We start from the raw sequence: 18614 nt of genomic DNA on the forward strand, positions 1-18614 counted from the left end.
ACGTTATGGCATTAATTGGTTAGCAAATATAATTGATTATTACAGTATTACAAGTTTTTCAATCTTTTCAACTTGCTTATTTAAACGGTTAGATCTCACTTTTAGTTTATAGATGTATACACCTTTTCCGATTTTATCTCCAAAATCATCTCTTCCGTCCCAAATTATATCCTTAGACAAGGAACTTGTAGATTTACCGCCTCCTGTGGTTTGGCCATTTAGTGTTCTTACTATTTTACCTGAGACTGTAAATATTTGAACTGAAATATCTAGAGGTTCTACACTATTATGATTAAACCAAAACTCCGTATAGTCAACAAAGGGGTTGGGGTAATTGAGTACATTATCAATAACTAATTCTTCATCTTTATCGAATACAGTAAACTGTATTTCTTGGGTAGATGAATTATTATACACATCCCAGGCTTTTAATGTTAAGGTATGCGGACCTGGTTCTAAATCCCTAAATGGATAGGAGACTGTTCCGTTAGTGTAATCATCTATATCAGCCTGATAATAATCGTTTAGAACAACTGGATTTGTCTCATCACCATCTATGATTGCTGTGATATCATGACCAATTCCACTTGCTGTATTAATTCCATTGTCATCTTGGAGCTTAGCTAGAAATGTTGGAGACTCATTGGTAATACCTCCAGAGACGAAATTTTCATCGTTCATAAAGAGGTTAATAACCGGACCAATATTATCCTCTGGGGCATTCTCATTGATACCACCTACCAAAATATCGAAACTAGCACCTGCTTGATCCGATAGAGGACTAGTTGTTTGCGAGTAAAAACTAACACGTCCATTACCAACGGGAATACCTATATCTCTAGGGACAATAAAATCAAATTCAAATTGGCCATTTTCAACAGTAGCCTGACCCTTAAATAATATCTCACCAAGCGTGGTAAAATCTAGAATAATAGGACCATTATTATCATTAACACCATCATTTGCCAAGGTTTGACGTTCAATTTGTTTATCGAAAACAGTCGCAGTTAATACACCATTATAATTAGAAAGTAGGTTTCCGCTAGGATCTGTTACCTCACCTGATAATTTGGTGTAGCTTAAGGCTTTCAATGTATCTACAGGTTGGGAAATATCTACGTCATTAATCTTTGTAAGTCTAATATTTGGTTTAGGGAAGGCCAACTTCATTGCTGGGTCTCCTATTAAAAACACTAATCTCTTTTGGGATGATCCAGCAACAACGGGATCAATTTTAGTTAATCTTAACGCCTCTCCAATGGTTGGATAGTCATCACTTCCCAAAGCAAACAAATAATCATCAAGGGTTTCGTTATAATTAACGCCAACGGTAACAAAAATTTGTCTTGTTGTTGTAATTAAACCAACAGATCCTCCGTTAGTATTCCAGAAGGTAAATTCTCCTGCAGTTGGCCTATTTGGGTCATCAAACTTTGTATACTCACAAGTCACTGTGACAAATAAGTTGAATTTACATATGTTATTTACCTCCTGAGCATCGAACTTATCGAAAATACGCTCTTTAGCTAACCCATCTTCACCTCCATGACCAAAGTAGTTAACCACTAATGCACCTACTTCAATGGCGTCTCTAATAGCTTTATTTACTTTTGGATACCTATCTCCAGCAGCTGATGATTCTTGTTCAAAAGCATCTGAATGTATTTTTACAATATTGATAAATGACTTATCGCCTTCAACAGTAGTACCAATACCATCAGTTGTTTCTTGTAATATGCGTTCCCATTGCACATCTACATCATCTGATACAAGCAAAACATTATTTCTCCAACTGCCATAGGCCTCAGCTTCGTAATAAGCTTGTATTTTGTCAACCATTTCTTTTGCCCTTTGCGGATTCTCTGCTAAAATTCGTCCTACAGCAATATCTAGCCTATCAGCATTATTCATAGTGCCTTCGTCAGTATCCATCATACCATAAAAATCATCAGACACAAAAGAACTCGTTAAGTTAAAACTGTTATTGGAGTACCATGAAGGTACTAGGTTGGTATTATTGGGAATTCTATCCTTATAATCATAAGAACCGTCTCCAAATAAACATAAATATTTTAATCTATTATTAGCGCTGCTAGCATTGTCATAGACATATTTAATGAAATTACGTATTGCGGCTATATCCTGACTGCCCATGCTAAACTCGTTGTAAATAGTTTGGAGGTCAATTACCTTTACATTGAGATTGTATTGAGTTCTATTAATCTGAGCTAAGCGTTCTGCCTGACTTAAGAACTGTGAAGGCGCCAAAATAATGTAATCTAAATCTTGGAAAGCACCTTGTGCATTATTAAATATTGTGCCTTTTAAGTTCTGATTTGAGACAATTCTTCTAGAATCAATTAGTGGTTCTGCAACATCTGAAAAAGAAAATGCAATGTAATTTCTCACCGCGCCAGAAGCTACTTTAAATGAAAAATCGGATATATTCTCGGTGTTTTTTACATAGCTTGTATTAAACCTATCTGTTATATCCCATATCTCATCAACGTTAGTCGCATTTGAAACTGTATATTCTGCAACACCCGAATTGGAGTTAACAATATCGTTTTTAAAACCTAGCTGCTCTCCTTCATAGCGCAAACCTCTTACAGCTTCTAATATGATATAATCTAGATAACCAACTGCTGAAGGATTACCGTTATTGTTATACTCTAAATCTATAATAATATTATCGGAAGCCACAGCAATGGACTGAGAATATAATGCCGCGCTACCTAAAACGGAGCCGCCAACTATAGGATTGAGACCTAAGGTAGATACTGCATTACCATTTACGTCTATAGTCATGCTTGTGGCAAGTTCAGCAACTGCACCAACGGCAACCTTTAAATCTAGTGGCTCATCCATTACCAAATTTGGAAACTGAAATTCATAAGACCGCTCACTTTCTATATCAAATTTATCGCCAAACCAGCGTCTTCCTAGCTTTGCAAGATTATGTTCATCAACCTCATAAAACTGATAGTCTTGAAAGGTATTAATAGAGATATCTGCTGGAGCAGTTAATGTTGGCATATTTTCCATACGCTTGCCAAAACCTCCACCAACATTTACGTAATAATAGGTCCTATCTGTGTATAGATTAATATTGGTATTACTTTCTTCACTAAAAGTATCTGGACCTTCTCCATAAAATAAAATGAAATCCGAATTATCGAAACTTCCATCCTCTTCTCCAATAATTTTTATAGCATTCTCAACAGGGTCAAAAGGGTAATTTTCCGAATTAAGTAAAGGAATCATTCTTCCTCCATTACCGTATATTTTAATAGTGCGAGGATCAATAGAGCTAGTGTTTATACCTAAATCATTTAAAAAGTTTCTACTAAGCCTGTAAATTCCAGACTTTTCAATATAGAACCTATACCAATCTCCCGAACTTAAAACTGAATTTACAATGGACTGATTTGCCATGCTAGAGGTATTTCTGCCTGCTACCAAGCTATACTGAATAGCAAAAGATTTTATCTTTTTAAAGCCACTTAGCTCATCCTTTATTATAGGACTTATTTCTAAATAATATGAACGCTTATCTCGCGCGCTGGTGTTGTATACGTTTAATTTTGGTTGGTTTGGAATCAAGGCCGTATTTAAATCTTTTAATTCTTCCTTAGTAATAGTTTCGTAAACAACATTAACTAGATTAACATTATCCTCATCTATAAGACCACCATTAGAATTCCATTGTGCAAAATAAAAAAGGCCACGCTGCGCATCATAATTAAAGTGCTTGTCGTCAAACTTGGGTATTTCCACTCTACCAAACTCATTCTCCAAGATAGCCGATCCATTCCAATTAAGGGCAAACTCTTTTTGTTGCCCAAAACCGATCAAACAGACTAGTATAAATAATAAGGTAATATTCTTTTTCATTAAGTAAATGGTTACCAAAATCGATTACACAAACAAAAATATCAGTTTAGATAACGCTGAATATATCTTGTTATTATGGAGGTTCAATTTTTATTTCAAAAGTACAACAATAATTTATTTTTAGAGCCGTTATAGATGTGCGAATTACACCGATAAAACGGGTAAAAATCCGTTATTCTGTTAAAAAAAAGGGATGAAATGCACATTTTTTTGCATTTTGATGCTAAAAAAAGTTGTGGATTTGCCTTTAATTACTATATTGCGAGTCTAAAATTTAATGAGCTTACTTAAACTTATGGATATGAAAAATGTCTCAAACCTAAAACTGTTATGGATCTTAGCGCTTAGTACCGCATTAGTAGGGTGCAAGCGATCGTCAAGTTCTGGTAACGTTGATAGCGCTACCGGCTGGAAGATTAATGACAATCAGGGAGGTTTTCAATACAATACCAATTTTAAGGAACAACAAACACCTCCAGGAACAGCGTTTATTGAAGGTGGTACCTTTACTATGGGTAAAGTACAAGATGACCCTATGCACGATTGGAACAATACCCCAAACCAACAGCACGTGCAATCTTTTTACATGGACGAAACAGAGGTTACTAATTTAAACTATCTGTTTTATCTCGATTATTTAAAGCGTGTATATCCGCCAGACGATCCTAATTACTCCCTTATATACAAAGGTGCATTACCGGACACTCTAGTGTGGAGAAACAGGCTGGGCTACAACGAAATGATGACTGAGAATTACTTGCGTCATCCGGGTTATGCCAATTACCCTGTTGTAGGGGTGAGTTGGATTCAAGCTGTTGAATATGCAAACTGGAGAACAGATCGTGTGGCTGAAATGGCTTTACAAGATGCTGGTTTTACAGCTCGTGATTCGCACATTACTGATGTTAATGCAACTAGTACATTTAGTACCGATACCTATATCAATGCCCCATCTCAAACTTATGGAGGTAATACTGCTGTTCACCAAGGCGGTAGACGACAGCAGACTGACGCAAATGGTAATCCAATTAACGTATATGCCAAAAGAGAAACTGGCATTATCCCTGTGAAATACCGATTACCGACAGAAGCAGAATGGGAATATGCTGCACTAGGTTTAAGTGAGCTAAGAGAATACAATGTATATAGAGGCCGTAAAAAATACCCATGGGATGGTCAGTATACAAGGTCAGGCAAGCGTGTTAATCGTGGTGACCAATTAGCTAATTTTAAGCAAGGAAAAGGTGATTACGGTGGAATCGCAGGCTGGTCTGATGATGGAGCAGATATTACTGCTGAAGTTAAATCTTACCAACCTAACGATTTTGGTTTATATGATATGGCTGGTAATGTTGCCGAATGGGTTGCAGATGTATACAGACCAATTGTAGATGATGAATTTAATGATTTTAATTACTACCGAGGAAATGTATATACCAAAAACGCACTTAACGAAGATGGCACTGTTAAGGTGGTAACCGTTGATGAAATCGTTTATGACACCTTAAGTAATGGTAAAATCATTGCAAGAAATTTACCGGGAGAAATTGCTAAGGTACCTGTTGATGTTGAAGAAACATACTTAAGGTCTAATTTCGATGAGAGTGATAACAGAAACTTTAGAGATGGTGACAAGAGATCTTCTAGATATTATAGAGAAAGCTTTGATGAAGGTTCTGCCGGACGAGAAAACAGTACGCGTAAAATGTACAACTCCCCAGACCATGTTGTAGCTGTTGACACAATTGATGGAAAATTAGTTAGACAATACGACAAATCTAATAACAGAACTTCTTTAATCAATGATGAAGTTAGAGTGTACAAAGGTGGATCTTGGAGAGACAGAGCGTACTGGATTGACCCAGCACAAAGACGTTATTTCCCTCAAGATATGGCAACAGATTACATAGGATTTAGATGTGCTGTATCTAGAGTTGGATCAAAGTCCCAAAAAGGCGGTAAAAGACGTAACTAATTTTAGTGATACTTTATAAAAAAAGTCCTGATTAATAGTCAGGACTTTTTTATTTTTAAATTATGGAAATCGAGGAGTTATACAAAAAATTCAAAGAATGCCAAGGGGTTTCTACGGACACCAGAAAACTAACTGAGAATTCTATGTTTTTTGCGCTTAAAGGCGACAATTTTAATGGAAATAGATTTATTGAAACCGCCTTTTCCAGTGGTGCAAAGTACTGTGTTATTGACGAAAAGAGAGCTTTAATAAATTCAAACTGTATTTTGGTAGCCGATGTGCTTTCTACACTTCAACAGCTAGCCACCTACCACAGAAAATCCTTAACTACTAAGATTATAGGGCTTACAGGCAGTAATGGAAAAACGACAACAAAAGAGCTTATAAATGCCGTATTATCTACAACCTATAAGGTAAAAGCTACTGTAGGGAACCTCAACAATCACATAGGAGTACCACTAACACTTTTAAGTTTTAAGGAAGATTTAGACTTTGGCATTGTTGAAATGGGAGCTAATCACCAGAAGGAAATTGAATTCTTGAGCAGTTTAGCACAGCCCGACTTTGTTTTTATTACAAACTTTGGAAAGGCTCATTTAGAAGGGTTTGGAGGCGTTCAAGGAATTATCAAAGGAAAATCAGAATTGTATGATTACGCTAAAAGCCATAATAAAACCATTTTTGTCAATACTGACGATAAAAAACAAGTACAACAAACAAGCAAGTATGCAAACGTAATTACTTTTGGTTCTTTACCTGATAATGATTACCAAATCAATTTTAAGGATGTTGTTCCATTTGTAAGCTTAGAATTTTCAAATGAAGTTTGCTTAACGCAACTTATTGGTGCCTACAATTTTAATAATATTGCCATTGCAGTAGCTTTAGGCCAATTTTTTAAAGTCCCAAATGACTTAATTAAAAAAGCTATAGAACATTATGTCCCGAAGAATAACCGATCACAGATAATAACAAAAGGAACAAACAGCATTATTCTAGATGCCTATAATGCAAATCCAACCAGTATGAGTGCTGCATTAGAAAACTTCCGTAGAATCGAAGCAGAAGATAAATATCTCTTTTTAGGAGACATGTTCGAATTAGGTGAGGCAGCACAACAAGAGCATCAAACCATTACTCATTTCGCTTCGAGTAATTTTGAAAAAAATATTTATCTCATTGGTGAGAATTTTTTCAAAGCCAAAACCTCAGATAAGATTAAAAAATTCAAAACTTATGATGACTTTGAAAAGCACATAAAAAGTACAGTAATACAAGATGCTTCAATTTTAGTTAAAGGGTCTCGAGGTATGGCGCTTGAACGCATTCTCGATGTGCTTTAATAGAATAGATATAAAATGGCAAATAGTACAACTATCTAAAAATCATTTCCGTGAAACCGGGAATACATAAAACTAAAAAATCCAATGCATGTGCATTGGATTTCTGCTTGATGTGGGTCATACTGGATAGTCTCCGTCTTTCCAGAATAAAACCACTTCTGCAAATAGAATCCAAATCGATTCTAAAGAATCGGTTCTTGCATTTTTAATTTCCTCATCCATGAATGCAAGCATTCATTATTCTGAAATTAAAAATCCCGATGCATTGCTGCATCGGGATTCTGCTTGATGTGGGTCATACTGGATTCGAACCAGTGACTTCTACCCTGTCAAGGTAACACTCTAAACCAACTGAGTTAATGACCCATAAAAAAAGTCCACATATCTGCGGACTTTTGGTGGGCGCGAAGGGATTCGAACCCCTGACCCCTTGGGTGTAAACCAAGTGCTCTGAACCAACTGAGCTACGCGCCCGATAATTGGATTGCAAATATAGATTAGTTTTTATTATCTCAAAAGAATTTCTCTAAAAAATTATATGACCTCAGCCACGACGAATGTGCTTCCTCCAATAAAAATAATATCAGAGGTGTGCGCTCTATTTTTGGCCGCTTTTAAAGCCTTCCGCACAGTAACATAAGATTCTCCAATAAAGCCATGGTCTGAAAACTGATTGGCTAAAATCTCTACATCTAACCCCCTTTCAACATTAGGTTTACAAAAATAATAGCTTGCAGTCTTGGGTAGAATGTCTAGTACACTTTCTATATTTTTATCATTCACAGTACCAAAAACGATATGTAATTGCCTATACTTTTCAGCACTTAATTGTGTCATCACAAGCTCTAAACCCTCCCTATTATGAGCGGTATCGCATATAATCTTTGGACTTTCACTTAAAATCTGCCACCGTCCCAGAAATCCAGTATTTCTAACTACGTTTAATAAGCCTTCTTTTATGTTATTCTCCGAAATGGTATATCCTATTTTTTTTAGTGTTTTAATGGACGCCAATACAGTATTTATATTTTTCTTTTGGTAAGAACCAATTAAATCGCTTTTGTAATCACCATATTCAATGTCATCTGCAAAAACAATAGAGGCTTGGCACTCTGTAGCTTTTTTGCGGAAAACCGACATGGTCTCACTATGAGACTCTCCAACAACTACAGGTATATTGTACTTTATTATCCCTGCTTTTTCTGAAGCTATTTTACCTAATGTATCACCCAATATATTAACGTGGTCAAAACCAATATTAGTTATTACCGATAAAACAGGTGTAATAATATTTGTAGAATCTAGACGCCCTCCTAATCCAACTTCTATTACAGCAATATCAACTTCTTTTGTTGCGAAATACTCAAAAGCCATCCCAACGGTCATTTCAAAAAACGATAGGTCTTGTTCTTCAAAAAACTGTTTATTTCTGGTTATAAAAGCTATAACATCTTTTTTGCTTATCGGGTTTCCGTTTATTCTAATACGTTCTCTAAAATCTTTAAGATGAGGCGAAGTGTAAAGCCCTACTTTATAACCAGCCTCTTGCAGAATAGAGGCAAGCATATGGCTGGTTGATCCTTTGCCATTAGTGCCTGCCACATGAATAGATTTAAACCTCTTTTGCGGACAGCCTAAATAATCATCCAATTTAAGCGCATTGGAAAGGTCTTCCTTATACGCAGACTTACCCTGTCTTTGATACATTGGCAGCTGTTTAAACATCCAACTCAAAGTATCTTTATACGTCATTTCTATTGTGAAACCTCAAAGTTAATACTTACAAAACCAACTTGGGTGGCAGGTGCCTCTGAGTCTGGTGGCCATTTATGGGAAAGTGCAATTTTTTTAGCAGGCTCTAGAAGACATGGATGTGTATTTGTTGAGCCTTTAATACCTGGTTCTACTTTGATAACTTTTCCGGCCCTATTGACTTCAATACGGACAACTACCAAACCATATTCGTTGCAATCTTGTTTAAAAATTTGTCGCGATGGTCTGCCTCGCCCACCTAAACCATAACCCACGCCGCCTTTGCCAGGGCCAGAATCGCCAAAATAACTCGGTGCATATGGGTTGTTTCCGTCTAGTTGCCCTTTATTGCCTCCAGATGCATCAGAACCTTCACCGTCATCTGTTTTTCCTTCTGCATTTTTAACGCCTCCAATAAGATTATCCAGATTTTTTCGTTTAGCCTCTTCTTCTAATCTTTTTTTCTCATCAGCTTCTTTACGCTCGTGCTCAATACGTTCAGCTTCCGCTTTCGCTTTCGCTTCGGCTTCTTTTTGCCTTTTAATAGCAATTTCCTCTGCATTGTCCTCTGTTAATAATTCTTCGGATTGAGATTCGCTTGGTGTAGGCTTAGTTTCACTAGGTTGAATTTCATCGATTTGTTTTTCTTCAACAGCTTTTCTTGGTTCACTTAGAGGCTTGTTCCCACTTCCAAAATCCGAAGTTCCAAAGTTCACAACGACACCATACTCTTCTGGCGGGTCGAAGTATTGAGGTCCTACAACGAATAATAGTAATAAAATTATTACACTTATCAGAAAAGTAATCTTCGCAGAATTACGCTCGTGCTTTGTTTCTAAATACTTCATTAAAAATTAAAAAAGCTAATTACCTATTTTATAAATACAGTTATTTTGGTTGTACGGCCAAAATGACCTTAAATTTATTTCTATTAGCAATATCCATAACCTTAACTACATTCTCTACAGGTACTGATTTTTCGGCTCGAAGAACTATAGTTGGCTTATCCTTTGAAGACAACAATGATATTAACTCATTTTCCAATACACTTTCGCCGACACGTTTTTCATCGATATAATAGGTTAAATCTTTTTTGATACTTACCGCGATGGACTTTTTGTTCTCTGTTTTGCCACTTGCTTTGGGCAAAATAATATCAATCGCACTGGTAGTAACTAAGGTAGACGCTATCATAAAGAATATAAGCAACAGAAAGACAATATCCGTCATTGACGCCATATTGAATTCTGGGGTGACTTTATTTCTTCCTCTGATATTCATTGATTTATATAGGCTCGTTTAAATGATCTAAAAACTCAACAGAATTTGCTTCCATTTGATAGACCACTTTATTAGTTCTTACAACAATATGATTGTAAGCTACATATGCAATTATCCCAACAATAAGGCCGCCAACAGTAGTGGTCATTGCGGTGTAAAGACCACTTGCCAACACATCCATTTGAATAGTTCCTCCGGCATTTGCTAGTTCAAATATTGAAAGTATCATTCCTATTACCGTTCCCAAAAACCCTATCATAGGAGCAACTCCAGAAATTGTAGCTAAAACACTAACATTCTTCTCCAAACTGTATATCTCTAAACGACCAGCATTTTCTATGGCTGTATTAATATCCTCCAATGGTTTACCTATTCTCGTTATCCCTTTGGCAATCAATCTCGAAACTGGAGAATTAACTTGTGCGCACAACATCTGTGCAGACTCTACTTTACCATTACTTACATGGTCTTTAATTTGATTCATAAAATTTGAATCTACCTTTGAAGCCGCCTTAATGGCGAAAATACGCTCAAAATAAATGTAAGTTGCTACTATTAAAAGTAGAAAAAGAATGAGAATAATTACCATTCCTGATGTTCCTCCGCTTGTAATCAACTCTATGATAGATAATGTTTTTTCAACTGACTCTCCATCAGTTAAATTATCGACATTATCTTGAATATTACTTTGTAATATCATATGATAATTTTAAAATTTAGGTTCGTTGTAAGCTATAACGTTAAGATTTCCTCTTAAGTATATTAAAATAGTGATCGTGTTACCATGAAACATAATGCTCCAGCTATAAAACCGAGTAGAGCTAACCAAGAGATTTTTTTAAGGTACCAGAAAAAGTCTATTTTTTCCATACCCATAGCAACAACTCCTGCCGCAGACCCTATAATAAGCATACTTCCCCCTGTCCCTGCAGAATATGCTATAAAGTGCCACAGTTCATTATCTAAAGGTTCTGAAAACATTCCCAAACTTGCTGCAACTAAAGGTACATTATCAATTACTGCTGAACCAACTCCTAATAACAAAACAACCAAGTCTGATACACCTTCTCCGTGAAGCTCAGTACCTAACATAGGCATGGTTTCTTGTAAAGAGATAGCAAAACCAAACAAAACTCCCAATGACTCTAAAGCTGCTACTGCCATTAAAATCCCTAGGAAGAAAAGAATACTTGGCATCTCAATCCTCGAAAGTGAGCGGTGCACAGGACTATGATGCACTTCAGAAAATGCCTCACCAGTTTCTACTTGAGCCATAGAAAATTTAGAATTTGTATAAATCTCAGCGAAAATAGCAACTACACCTAATGAAAGCATCATACCTACATATGGTGGTAAATGCGTTATTACTTTGAATATTGGAACAAATACAATAGCGCCTAAACCAAGGAATAACATCGTTGAACTAAACCTGTTTTTAGGTTTGTTATCATCACTCTGAAGTTCTAAAGTCCCTTGAAAAGGGGATAATAGCGACGCGACAAAGGTTGGTATAACCATGCATAACAATGAAGGTATAAACAAATAAACAAACAACTTACCTGTTGATACCTTATCGCCGATCCACAGCATAGTTGTTGTTACATCGCCTATTGGAGACCAAGCGCCACCAGCATTAGCCGCAATAATTATTAAACCCGCAAACCAAATACGTATATCTCTATCTTTTACTATTTTTTGAAGAATGGAAATCAATACAATTGTTGCGGTAAGATTATCGATAATGGCCGAAAGGATAAAAGCCAAAATAGAAAACATCCAAAGTAACTTTTTTCTGCTATTAAAATTAACTGCTGATTTAATAGTAGAAAAGCCATCGAAATAATCGATAATTTCAACAATGGTCATTGCCCCAAGCAAAAACACTAATATCTCTGCTGTTTTACCCAAATGATGTAAGAGTGTTTCTTCCATCAGATGCATCTTTTCTTCATGATCTAATAAACCGAAATTATCCATTAAATTATGTTGGGCAGAATCAAACCATTGCGTAAAATCATCGATTCCTAACGCAATTAAAGCCCAACTTATGGCCATCATCACTAATGCAGGGATTAACTTATCGATTTTTATATTGTGCTCTAGAGTTATGGCTAGATACCCAAAAACAAACACAAGAATAATGACGGTTTCCATATATAAGTTTAGAATTTATTTAGTTTAAAGTTGGATACGATAGGCTATTTCAAAAATCAAAACAGCCTTAAATTTTAAGATAGAAGTATTAAATCTATATCTAATTTTGAGAGCAATGTATTCTTAAAAAAATAAAATTGTAATTTTAATGACTTTAACATGCTCTTATCGGCCAGCTTTTTTATCAATCTTGATTTTTTAATTAGTGTAAACAAAGATAAAAAACTCTAATTCCTAAAAAGTGAATTAATTATTAATTTTAAAATTTGGCTGAAAAACCTTGCCCGAACTGTGATTTCTAGTAGCTCCTGTTACACTTTTCAGACAATTAACTTCGTTTCTTTCTCTCAAAACAGCTAAAAATGCAAAAATCAAAGCTTCTTTAAACTCAATTAATTTTGGCTGAGGCAGAATCACTTTTGACTTAGAACGTGCTTCAATTCTAGAAATGAGAAAATCATTGAAAGCGCCACCTCCAGTAACAAGTGTTTTAGTATTTTCTTCCTTGATAACACGAGAAATTTGATATGCAATATGCTCCACTAAAGTTCTTAATACGTCTTTAGTACTGATGTCATATCCCTTAATTACCGGAAAAAAAACATCTTGCACCCATTCTAAACCCAAAGATTTTGGAGGTAATACGCTATAATACGAGATGGCATTCAATTCTTCTAGTAAATTCTCATCGACACAGCCTGATGCAGCGAGTTGACCTCGATTATCAAAATCTAAATTAAAAACTGACATAAAATGGTTTAAAACTAAATTTGCTGGACAAATATCAAAAGCTAATCTTTCGCCCAACATATCATAGGATACATTGGCAAAACCTCCCAGATTAACGCAATAGTCGTAAGTATCAAATAATAATTTGTCACCGATCGGAACCAATGGTGCTCCTTGCCCACCGAGCTCAACATCTTCAACTCTAAAATCGCATATTACTTTAATTTTACATTGATCAGCCAACTCTTGCCTATTGCCAATTTGATACGTATATCCTAAATCTGGCCGATGCAAAACCGTATGTCCATGCGATGCGACAAAGTCTATATTAGAAATTTTGTTTTTTAAAATAAATGCATCTACAATCTTTCCTAAAAACTGGGAATACTCCAAATCCAATAATTGCAATTCATCCGTGTTAAGATTTAGAGCATTTCGCAACAATTTGAGCCATCTCCCATCATATGAAACGGTTTCAGCACAATGAATTTTAAATTCCCATTTTTCACTTTTATTGAAAGTACAAAATGCTAAATCTATTCCGTCTAGAGATGTGCCAGACATTACGCCAATAACATTAAAGCTTGTTTTTGTCATATTAGTAAAAATACTATTCTGTATTGAAAATAAGACAATAAACAGTTATCTTTGCACGAAAATTTTATTGAATTAATAATCAGATAATTTTATGGACTTTAGCCTAACAGAAGAGCATTTGATGATTCGGGATGCAGCACGAGATTTCGCCAAAACCGAATTACTACCAGGAGTGATTGAACGTGATGAAAAACAAATCTTTCCCGATGAGCTGGTTAAAAAAATGGGAGAACTTGGGTTTATGGGAATAATGGTTGACCCAAAATATGGAGGGAGTGGAATGGACACTATTTCATATGTCCTCATAATGGAAGAACTGTCAAAAATTGATGCCTCGGCTTCAGTTATAGTATCTGTAAACAATTCATTAGTATGCTATGGCATCGAAAAGTATGGTACAGAAGAACAAAAGCAAAAGTATCTAACGAAATTGGCAACAGGTGAATTTGTTGGTGCATTTTGTTTGAGTGAACCTGAAGCGGGAAGCGATGCAACTTCGCAGCGCACTACAGCGATTGATATGGGAGACCACTACGTTATTAATGGTACTAAAAACTGGATAACTAATGGTGGAAGATCAGATGTTTATTTAGTCATTGCTCAAACGGATAGAGAGAAAGGACACCGAGGAATCAATGCTTTTATTGTTGAAAAAGGAATGGAAGGCTTTGACATTGGTCCAAAAGAAGATAAATTGGGTATTAGAGGCAGCGACACACATACCCTTCAATTTAATGACGTCAAGGTACCTAAAGAAAATAGGATAGGTGAAGATGGATTTGGTTTTAAATTCGCAATGAAAACATTATCTGGTGGACGAATTGGAATTGCTTCACAAGCTCTGGGAATTGCTTCTGGCGCTTATGAACTTGCTTTAGACTATTCTAAAGTGAGAAAAGCGTTTGGTACGGAGATATGCAATCACCAAGCCATTGCCTTTAAATTGGCAGATATGTATACTGAAATTGAGGCAGCACGTCACCTTGTGATGAAAGCCGCTTGGGAAAAGGATAAAGGTCTTAATCACGACATGTCTAGCGCAATGGCTAAACTATACGCTTCTAAAGTAGCAATGGAACAGACGGTTGAAGCTGTGCAGATTCATGGCGGAAACGGCTTTGTGAAGGAATACCACGTTGAGCGCTTAATGAGAGATGCTAAAATTACTCAAATCTATGAGGGTACTTCTGAGATACAAAAAATAGTAATCTCAAGAGGAGTTATTAAGAACTAAGTTCGTCACGACTATAAAATAAAAAACTGAGTAAAATTACTCGGTTTTTTTTTGCCTATTGATTATTTAAATAGGTCAAAAGTTTGTCTGGCTATCTCCAATTCTTCATTAGTTGGTATAACTAAAATTTTAACTTTAGAGTTATTCTTATTAATCTCCAATATCCCAGATTTCGATTTATTATTCTTTTCTTCATCTAATTCAATCCCGAAAATATCCATTTCAGAACACACCATTTCTCGTATTAATTTAGAGTTCTCTCCAATTCCTGCAGTAAAAATAATACAATCTAATCCGTTCATTGCCGCAACGTAGGAACCTATATATTTCTTAATTCTATAGGCATTCATTTCTAGGGCAAGTTTACATTTCTTATTTCCTCTTTTTGCTTCAGCTATTATATCACGTAAATCGTTAAAACCAGTTAGGCCAAGCATTCCACTTTTTGATTGCAAAATACTCTTAACTTCATCTAGCTCGTAATTTAAAGTATTCACCAAATAAAAAATTAATGTGTGATCAATATCGCCAGAGCGCGTACCCATAATTAAACCATTAAACGGTGAAAACCCTAAACTATGGTCCTTACTCTCTCCATTTCTTATCGCAGATATGCTACAACCATTTCCTAAATGTATAGATATAATTTTAGCTTTTTTATTATCTAAATAATCAATCGCTTTTTGGGAAACATATTTATGGCTTGTACCATGAAAACCAAATAACCTTATGTGATGATTATCCAAAAATTCATTCGGTATAGCATACTTGTAAGCTTTCAAAGGTATAGTCTGATGAAAGGAAGTATCGAATATCGCAGCTTGTTTAGCCTTTTTAAAAATGGACTCGGCAACATTAATTCCCTCTAAATTAGAAGGATTGTGCAGCGGTGCTAAAGTGAATAATTCTTTTATTTTTGATTTTACTTCGGAAGTAATTTCAACTGTAGATTTAAACGTATGACCTCCATGTACTACCCGATGACCGACAGCTTCAATCTCTTCAATTGATTGTACTTCACCCTTGTCCTTATCCAGCAATAAACCAACAATATATTTTAGAGCAAACTTATGCGTTGGTATCGTAAGTGGTTTATCAACACTACATTTTGAAGAATTGTGCCGGATTCTTGCTTCTGTATCCCCAATCCGCTCTATTGTACCCGAACAAAGAACCAGTTCCTCTGGCATTTTAAACAATTGGTACTTCACGGAAGAACTACCTGTATTTAAGACTAATACTTTCATTTATTAAGTTTACTCTTGAGCCTGAATGGCCGTAACAATTACAGTATTTAATATATCATTCACAGAGCATCCCCTGCTCAGGTCGTTAATGGGCTTATTTAGCCCTTGTAACATTGGCCCAATGGCTAACGCACCCGTTTCACGCTGTACTGCCTTATATGTATTATTGCCTGTATTCAAATCAGGAAAAATTAAAACACTCGCCTGACCGGCAACTTCAGAGTTTGGTAACTTCTTTTGACCTATAATTGGATCCACTGCAGCATCATATTGAATAGGTCCCTCAATTTTTAATTCGGGACGTTTTTCTTTAACAATTGTCGTTGCTTTCTTAACTGTATTTACATCCTCACCCTTTCCCGAGATTCCAGAAGAATAAGATAACATTGCAATTTTCGGTTCTATCCCAAATGCAATACTAGAATCTGCAGAAGCAATGGCAATCTCGGAAAGTTGCTCTGCCGTTGGATTTGGATTTATAGCACAATCCCCGAATACACTTACCCTGTCTTCTAAGCACATAAAAAAGACAGACGAAACAACCGAGAAACCCGGTTTGGTTTTTATAAATTGAAGAGCTGGTCTAATAGTATGTTGTGTGGTATGGGCAGCCCCAGAAACCATTCCATCTGCAATACCTTTATATACCATCATCGTACCAAAATACGATACATCTCTCATAAGATCCTCCGCGGTTGCATGAGTTAAACCTTTATGTTTCCTGAGGTTGTAAAGTGTTTCTGTGAAATCCTGCAATTTTTCAGAATCATTTGGGTTGACAATCGGAGTTTTATCAAAATTGAAAGGAATATTCAATCGCTCTATTGAAGAAGTGACTTTTTGAATATCTCCTAATATTGTCATATCAAGAATATCAAGCTCCTGCAATTTAGAAGCGGCCATCAATATTCTATCGTCATTTCCCTCTGGAAGTACAATATGTTTACGTTGTTTCATGGCTCTTTGCATCAAATAATATTGAAACATTCGAGGGGTCATTGCTTTGTTAATCTCATAAGACTCAAGATGTTTCATGAGTTTCTCTACATCAACATAAGTTTCAAACATATCTATTGAGATTCTTATCTTTTCTATATTGCTTGCGTAAATGTGGGAACGAACATTAGCTAATTGAGATGCAATATTGAAAGTTGGCTCTTTGACACTTACAATTGGAATTATTTTCTCTAATCCGTCAATAAGCCTAACAACAGATTCAGATAATTTCATATCACCACTAAGGACAATCCCAGCCAGGGTTGGATAGTTGGCAGAAATATTAGCTTGAAGACTACCCATTAAAATATCCACACGGTCAGTAGGTGTAACAATTACCGCATCTTCATTTAAATGTTCTAAAAAATGTTGTAACTGCATTGCACCAATCTCTACGTCTCCCGTTGACCTATCAAGTAAATCAGCACCAAAAAGCACTTCTGCTTTTATATAGTTCGAAAGTTCCTTCATTGTTGGATTCTTCAACTTTTCATTAACTGGAATAACATCTACACTTAAAGAATTTGGAAGAATTCCATTCAGCTTTTCTCTTAAAGTAGCAGTCCTAATATTCTCTACTTTATTAGCAATAACAGAAATAACATTAACATCTTTTTGTATGAACGAATCATAGGTTAAATAAAGGCTATCCACAAAACTATCCGTAGTTTTATTCAGAGCTCCCGAGATAATTAAAACTGGTATTCCTAAGTTTTTAGCTATTACGATATTTAGGTCTAATTCTATAATAGAGCTGAAGTGCGAAAAATCACTTCCCTCTACAATAACAAAATCAAATCTAGCCTCAAGCCTTTTGTATTTTGATATTATAGTTTCTAGAACCACCTCCCTATTGTTAGTATTCCATTGCTTTACTACATCCGTTATTGAACAACCATAGGCATCCGTATAGTCCATATCAACTGTAAAATAAGACAAGATTGTGTTGATATGATTATCTCTTTTACCTTCTTTAATCTCATCGATTATAGGACGAAAATATCCCACTTTAGGTTTATGTCTTAAGAGTGCGTTCATTAAACCAATGGTAAGAATCGATTTTCCACTATCCGAATCGTTCGAGGCAATATATACAGCCTTATTCATTGAAGAAACTTTTATATTATTTGAAAACTCTTGCTATTTATCTATTGAACTGAATCAGTTAAATATCTAAGGGAATATACCAAAATAAACTTCAGAATTCAATCTGTCGGTTAGAGAAATATTAAATGATAATAAAATCACTATTAGTAAGAGTTTTCCTAGGTGTAACCTAAAGTCTATATAAGTAGATTGGAAAGTAAGTAGGACTTTTAGAAAACAAAAAAAAGCCCTTTGCATTAAGCAAAGGGCTTTCAAAAAAGGCGGCGACCTACTCTCCCACAAGTAAGCAGTACCATCGGCGCTAA

The 18614-nt window shown here is 35.6% G+C and carries 12 protein-coding genes and 2 tRNA genes; 3 read left to right on the forward strand and 11 right to left on the reverse strand.

Annotation, left to right across the window (positions count from 1 at the left end; all coding sequences use genetic code 11):
* Nucleotides 1–39: 39 nt before the first annotated feature.
* Nucleotides 40–3894 (reverse strand): type IX secretion system sortase PorU, encoded by a 3855-nt coding sequence (gene porU, locus J4050_RS11145; protein WP_208154663.1) that lies wholly within the window; start codon nucleotides 3892–3894, stop codon nucleotides 40–42.
* A 295-nt stretch (nucleotides 3895–4189) separates the two neighbouring features.
* Here porU and gldJ point away from each other — a divergent pair, with 295 nt between their 5' ends.
* Nucleotides 4190–5869, forward strand: coding sequence for a gliding motility lipoprotein GldJ (gldJ, locus tag J4050_RS11150; protein WP_208154679.1), 1680 nt, complete (start codon nucleotides 4190–4192; stop codon nucleotides 5867–5869).
* A gap of 62 nt (nucleotides 5870–5931) precedes the next feature.
* Nucleotides 5932–7212: a UDP-N-acetylmuramoyl-tripeptide--D-alanyl-D-alanine ligase gene (locus tag J4050_RS11155; protein WP_208154664.1), complete on the forward strand. Its 1281-nt coding sequence runs from the start codon at nucleotides 5932–5934 to the stop codon at nucleotides 7210–7212.
* A 291-nt stretch (nucleotides 7213–7503) separates the two neighbouring features.
* On the opposite strand, the gene J4050_RS11160 is transcribed toward J4050_RS11155, so the two are convergent.
* From J4050_RS11160 to J4050_RS11195, 8 genes are all read right to left on the reverse strand, one after another.
* Nucleotides 7504–7578, reverse strand: a tRNA-Val gene (locus J4050_RS11160).
* Between the two features lie 30 nt (nucleotides 7579–7608).
* Nucleotides 7609–7686: transfer RNA gene (locus tag J4050_RS11165), tRNA-Val, on the reverse strand.
* 60 nt (nucleotides 7687–7746) lie between these two features.
* Nucleotides 7747–8964 carry a bifunctional folylpolyglutamate synthase/dihydrofolate synthase gene (locus J4050_RS11170; protein ID WP_208154665.1) on the reverse strand — a complete coding sequence of 406 codons (1218 nt, stop codon included), beginning with the start codon at nucleotides 8962–8964 and terminating at the stop codon, nucleotides 7747–7749.
* Between the two features lie 2 nt (nucleotides 8965–8966).
* Entirely contained in the window at nucleotides 8967–9812 is an 846-nt protein-coding gene (locus J4050_RS11175) for an energy transducer TonB (protein WP_208154666.1), read from the reverse strand.
* A 40-nt stretch (nucleotides 9813–9852) separates the two neighbouring features.
* Complete coding sequence (locus J4050_RS11180; RefSeq protein ID WP_208154667.1) at nucleotides 9853–10245, reverse strand: ExbD/TolR family protein; 393 nt, start codon at nucleotides 10243–10245, stop codon at nucleotides 9853–9855.
* A gap of 4 nt (nucleotides 10246–10249) precedes the next feature.
* Complete coding sequence (locus J4050_RS11185) at nucleotides 10250–10945, reverse strand: MotA/TolQ/ExbB proton channel family protein (protein ID WP_208154668.1); 696 nt, start codon at nucleotides 10943–10945, stop codon at nucleotides 10250–10252.
* Nucleotides 10946–11007: 62 nt separating this feature from the next.
* Nucleotides 11008–12399 carry a sodium:proton antiporter NhaD gene (gene nhaD / locus J4050_RS11190; RefSeq protein ID WP_208154669.1) on the reverse strand — a complete coding sequence of 464 codons (1392 nt, stop codon included), beginning with the start codon at nucleotides 12397–12399 and terminating at the stop codon, nucleotides 11008–11010.
* Between the two features lie 246 nt (nucleotides 12400–12645).
* Nucleotides 12646–13725: an anhydro-N-acetylmuramic acid kinase gene (locus J4050_RS11195; protein WP_208154670.1), complete on the reverse strand. Its 1080-nt coding sequence runs from the start codon at nucleotides 13723–13725 to the stop codon at nucleotides 12646–12648.
* 91 nt (nucleotides 13726–13816) lie between these two features.
* Here J4050_RS11195 and J4050_RS11200 point away from each other — a divergent pair, with 91 nt between their 5' ends.
* Nucleotides 13817–14959: an acyl-CoA dehydrogenase gene (locus J4050_RS11200; protein WP_208154671.1), complete on the forward strand. Its 1143-nt coding sequence runs from the start codon at nucleotides 13817–13819 to the stop codon at nucleotides 14957–14959.
* Nucleotides 14960–15021: 62 nt separating this feature from the next.
* On the opposite strand, the gene J4050_RS11205 is transcribed toward J4050_RS11200, so the two are convergent.
* Together J4050_RS11205 and pta are read right to left on the reverse strand one after the other, a co-directional pair.
* On the reverse strand, nucleotides 15022–16206 hold the full coding sequence (locus J4050_RS11205) for an acetate/propionate family kinase (RefSeq protein ID WP_208154672.1): 1185 nt from the start codon (nucleotides 16204–16206) through the stop codon (nucleotides 15022–15024).
* Between the two features lie 9 nt (nucleotides 16207–16215).
* On the reverse strand, nucleotides 16216–18309 hold the full coding sequence (gene pta / locus J4050_RS11210) for a phosphate acetyltransferase (protein WP_208154673.1): 2094 nt from the start codon (nucleotides 18307–18309) through the stop codon (nucleotides 16216–16218).
* Between the last annotated feature and the right edge of the window lie 305 nt (nucleotides 18310–18614).

The organism is Winogradskyella pelagia (assembly GCF_017581965.1).
GTDB lineage: Bacteria > Bacteroidota > Bacteroidia > Flavobacteriales > Flavobacteriaceae > Winogradskyella > Winogradskyella pelagia.

What these genes read in the sequence shown, in the direction of transcription:
- porU (WP_208154663.1), bottom strand. Translation starts at nt 3,894, where the DNA reads ATGAAAAAGAATATTACCTTATTATTTATACTAGTCTGTTTGATCGGT.
- gldJ (WP_208154679.1), top strand. Translation starts at nt 4,190, where the DNA reads ATGGATATGAAAAATGTCTCAAACCTAAAACTGTTATGGATCTTAGCG.
- J4050_RS11155 (WP_208154664.1), top strand. Translation starts at nt 5,932, where the DNA reads ATGGAAATCGAGGAGTTATACAAAAAATTCAAAGAATGCCAAGGGGTT.
- J4050_RS11170 (WP_208154665.1), bottom strand. Translation starts at nt 8,964, where the DNA reads ATGACGTATAAAGATACTTTGAGTTGGATGTTTAAACAGCTGCCAATG.
- J4050_RS11175 (WP_208154666.1), bottom strand. Translation starts at nt 9,812, where the DNA reads ATGAAGTATTTAGAAACAAAGCACGAGCGTAATTCTGCGAAGATTACT.
- J4050_RS11180 (WP_208154667.1), bottom strand. Translation starts at nt 10,245, where the DNA reads ATGAATATCAGAGGAAGAAATAAAGTCACCCCAGAATTCAATATGGCG.
- J4050_RS11185 (WP_208154668.1), bottom strand. Translation starts at nt 10,945, where the DNA reads ATGATATTACAAAGTAATATTCAAGATAATGTCGATAATTTAACTGAT.
- nhaD (WP_208154669.1), bottom strand. Translation starts at nt 12,399, where the DNA reads ATGGAAACCGTCATTATTCTTGTGTTTGTTTTTGGGTATCTAGCCATA.
- J4050_RS11195 (WP_208154670.1), bottom strand. Translation starts at nt 13,725, where the DNA reads ATGACAAAAACAAGCTTTAATGTTATTGGCGTAATGTCTGGCACATCT.
- J4050_RS11200 (WP_208154671.1), top strand. Translation starts at nt 13,817, where the DNA reads ATGGACTTTAGCCTAACAGAAGAGCATTTGATGATTCGGGATGCAGCA.
- J4050_RS11205 (WP_208154672.1), bottom strand. Translation starts at nt 16,206, where the DNA reads ATGAAAGTATTAGTCTTAAATACAGGTAGTTCTTCCGTGAAGTACCAA.
- pta (WP_208154673.1), bottom strand. Translation starts at nt 18,309, where the DNA reads ATGAATAAGGCTGTATATATTGCCTCGAACGATTCGGATAGTGGAAAA.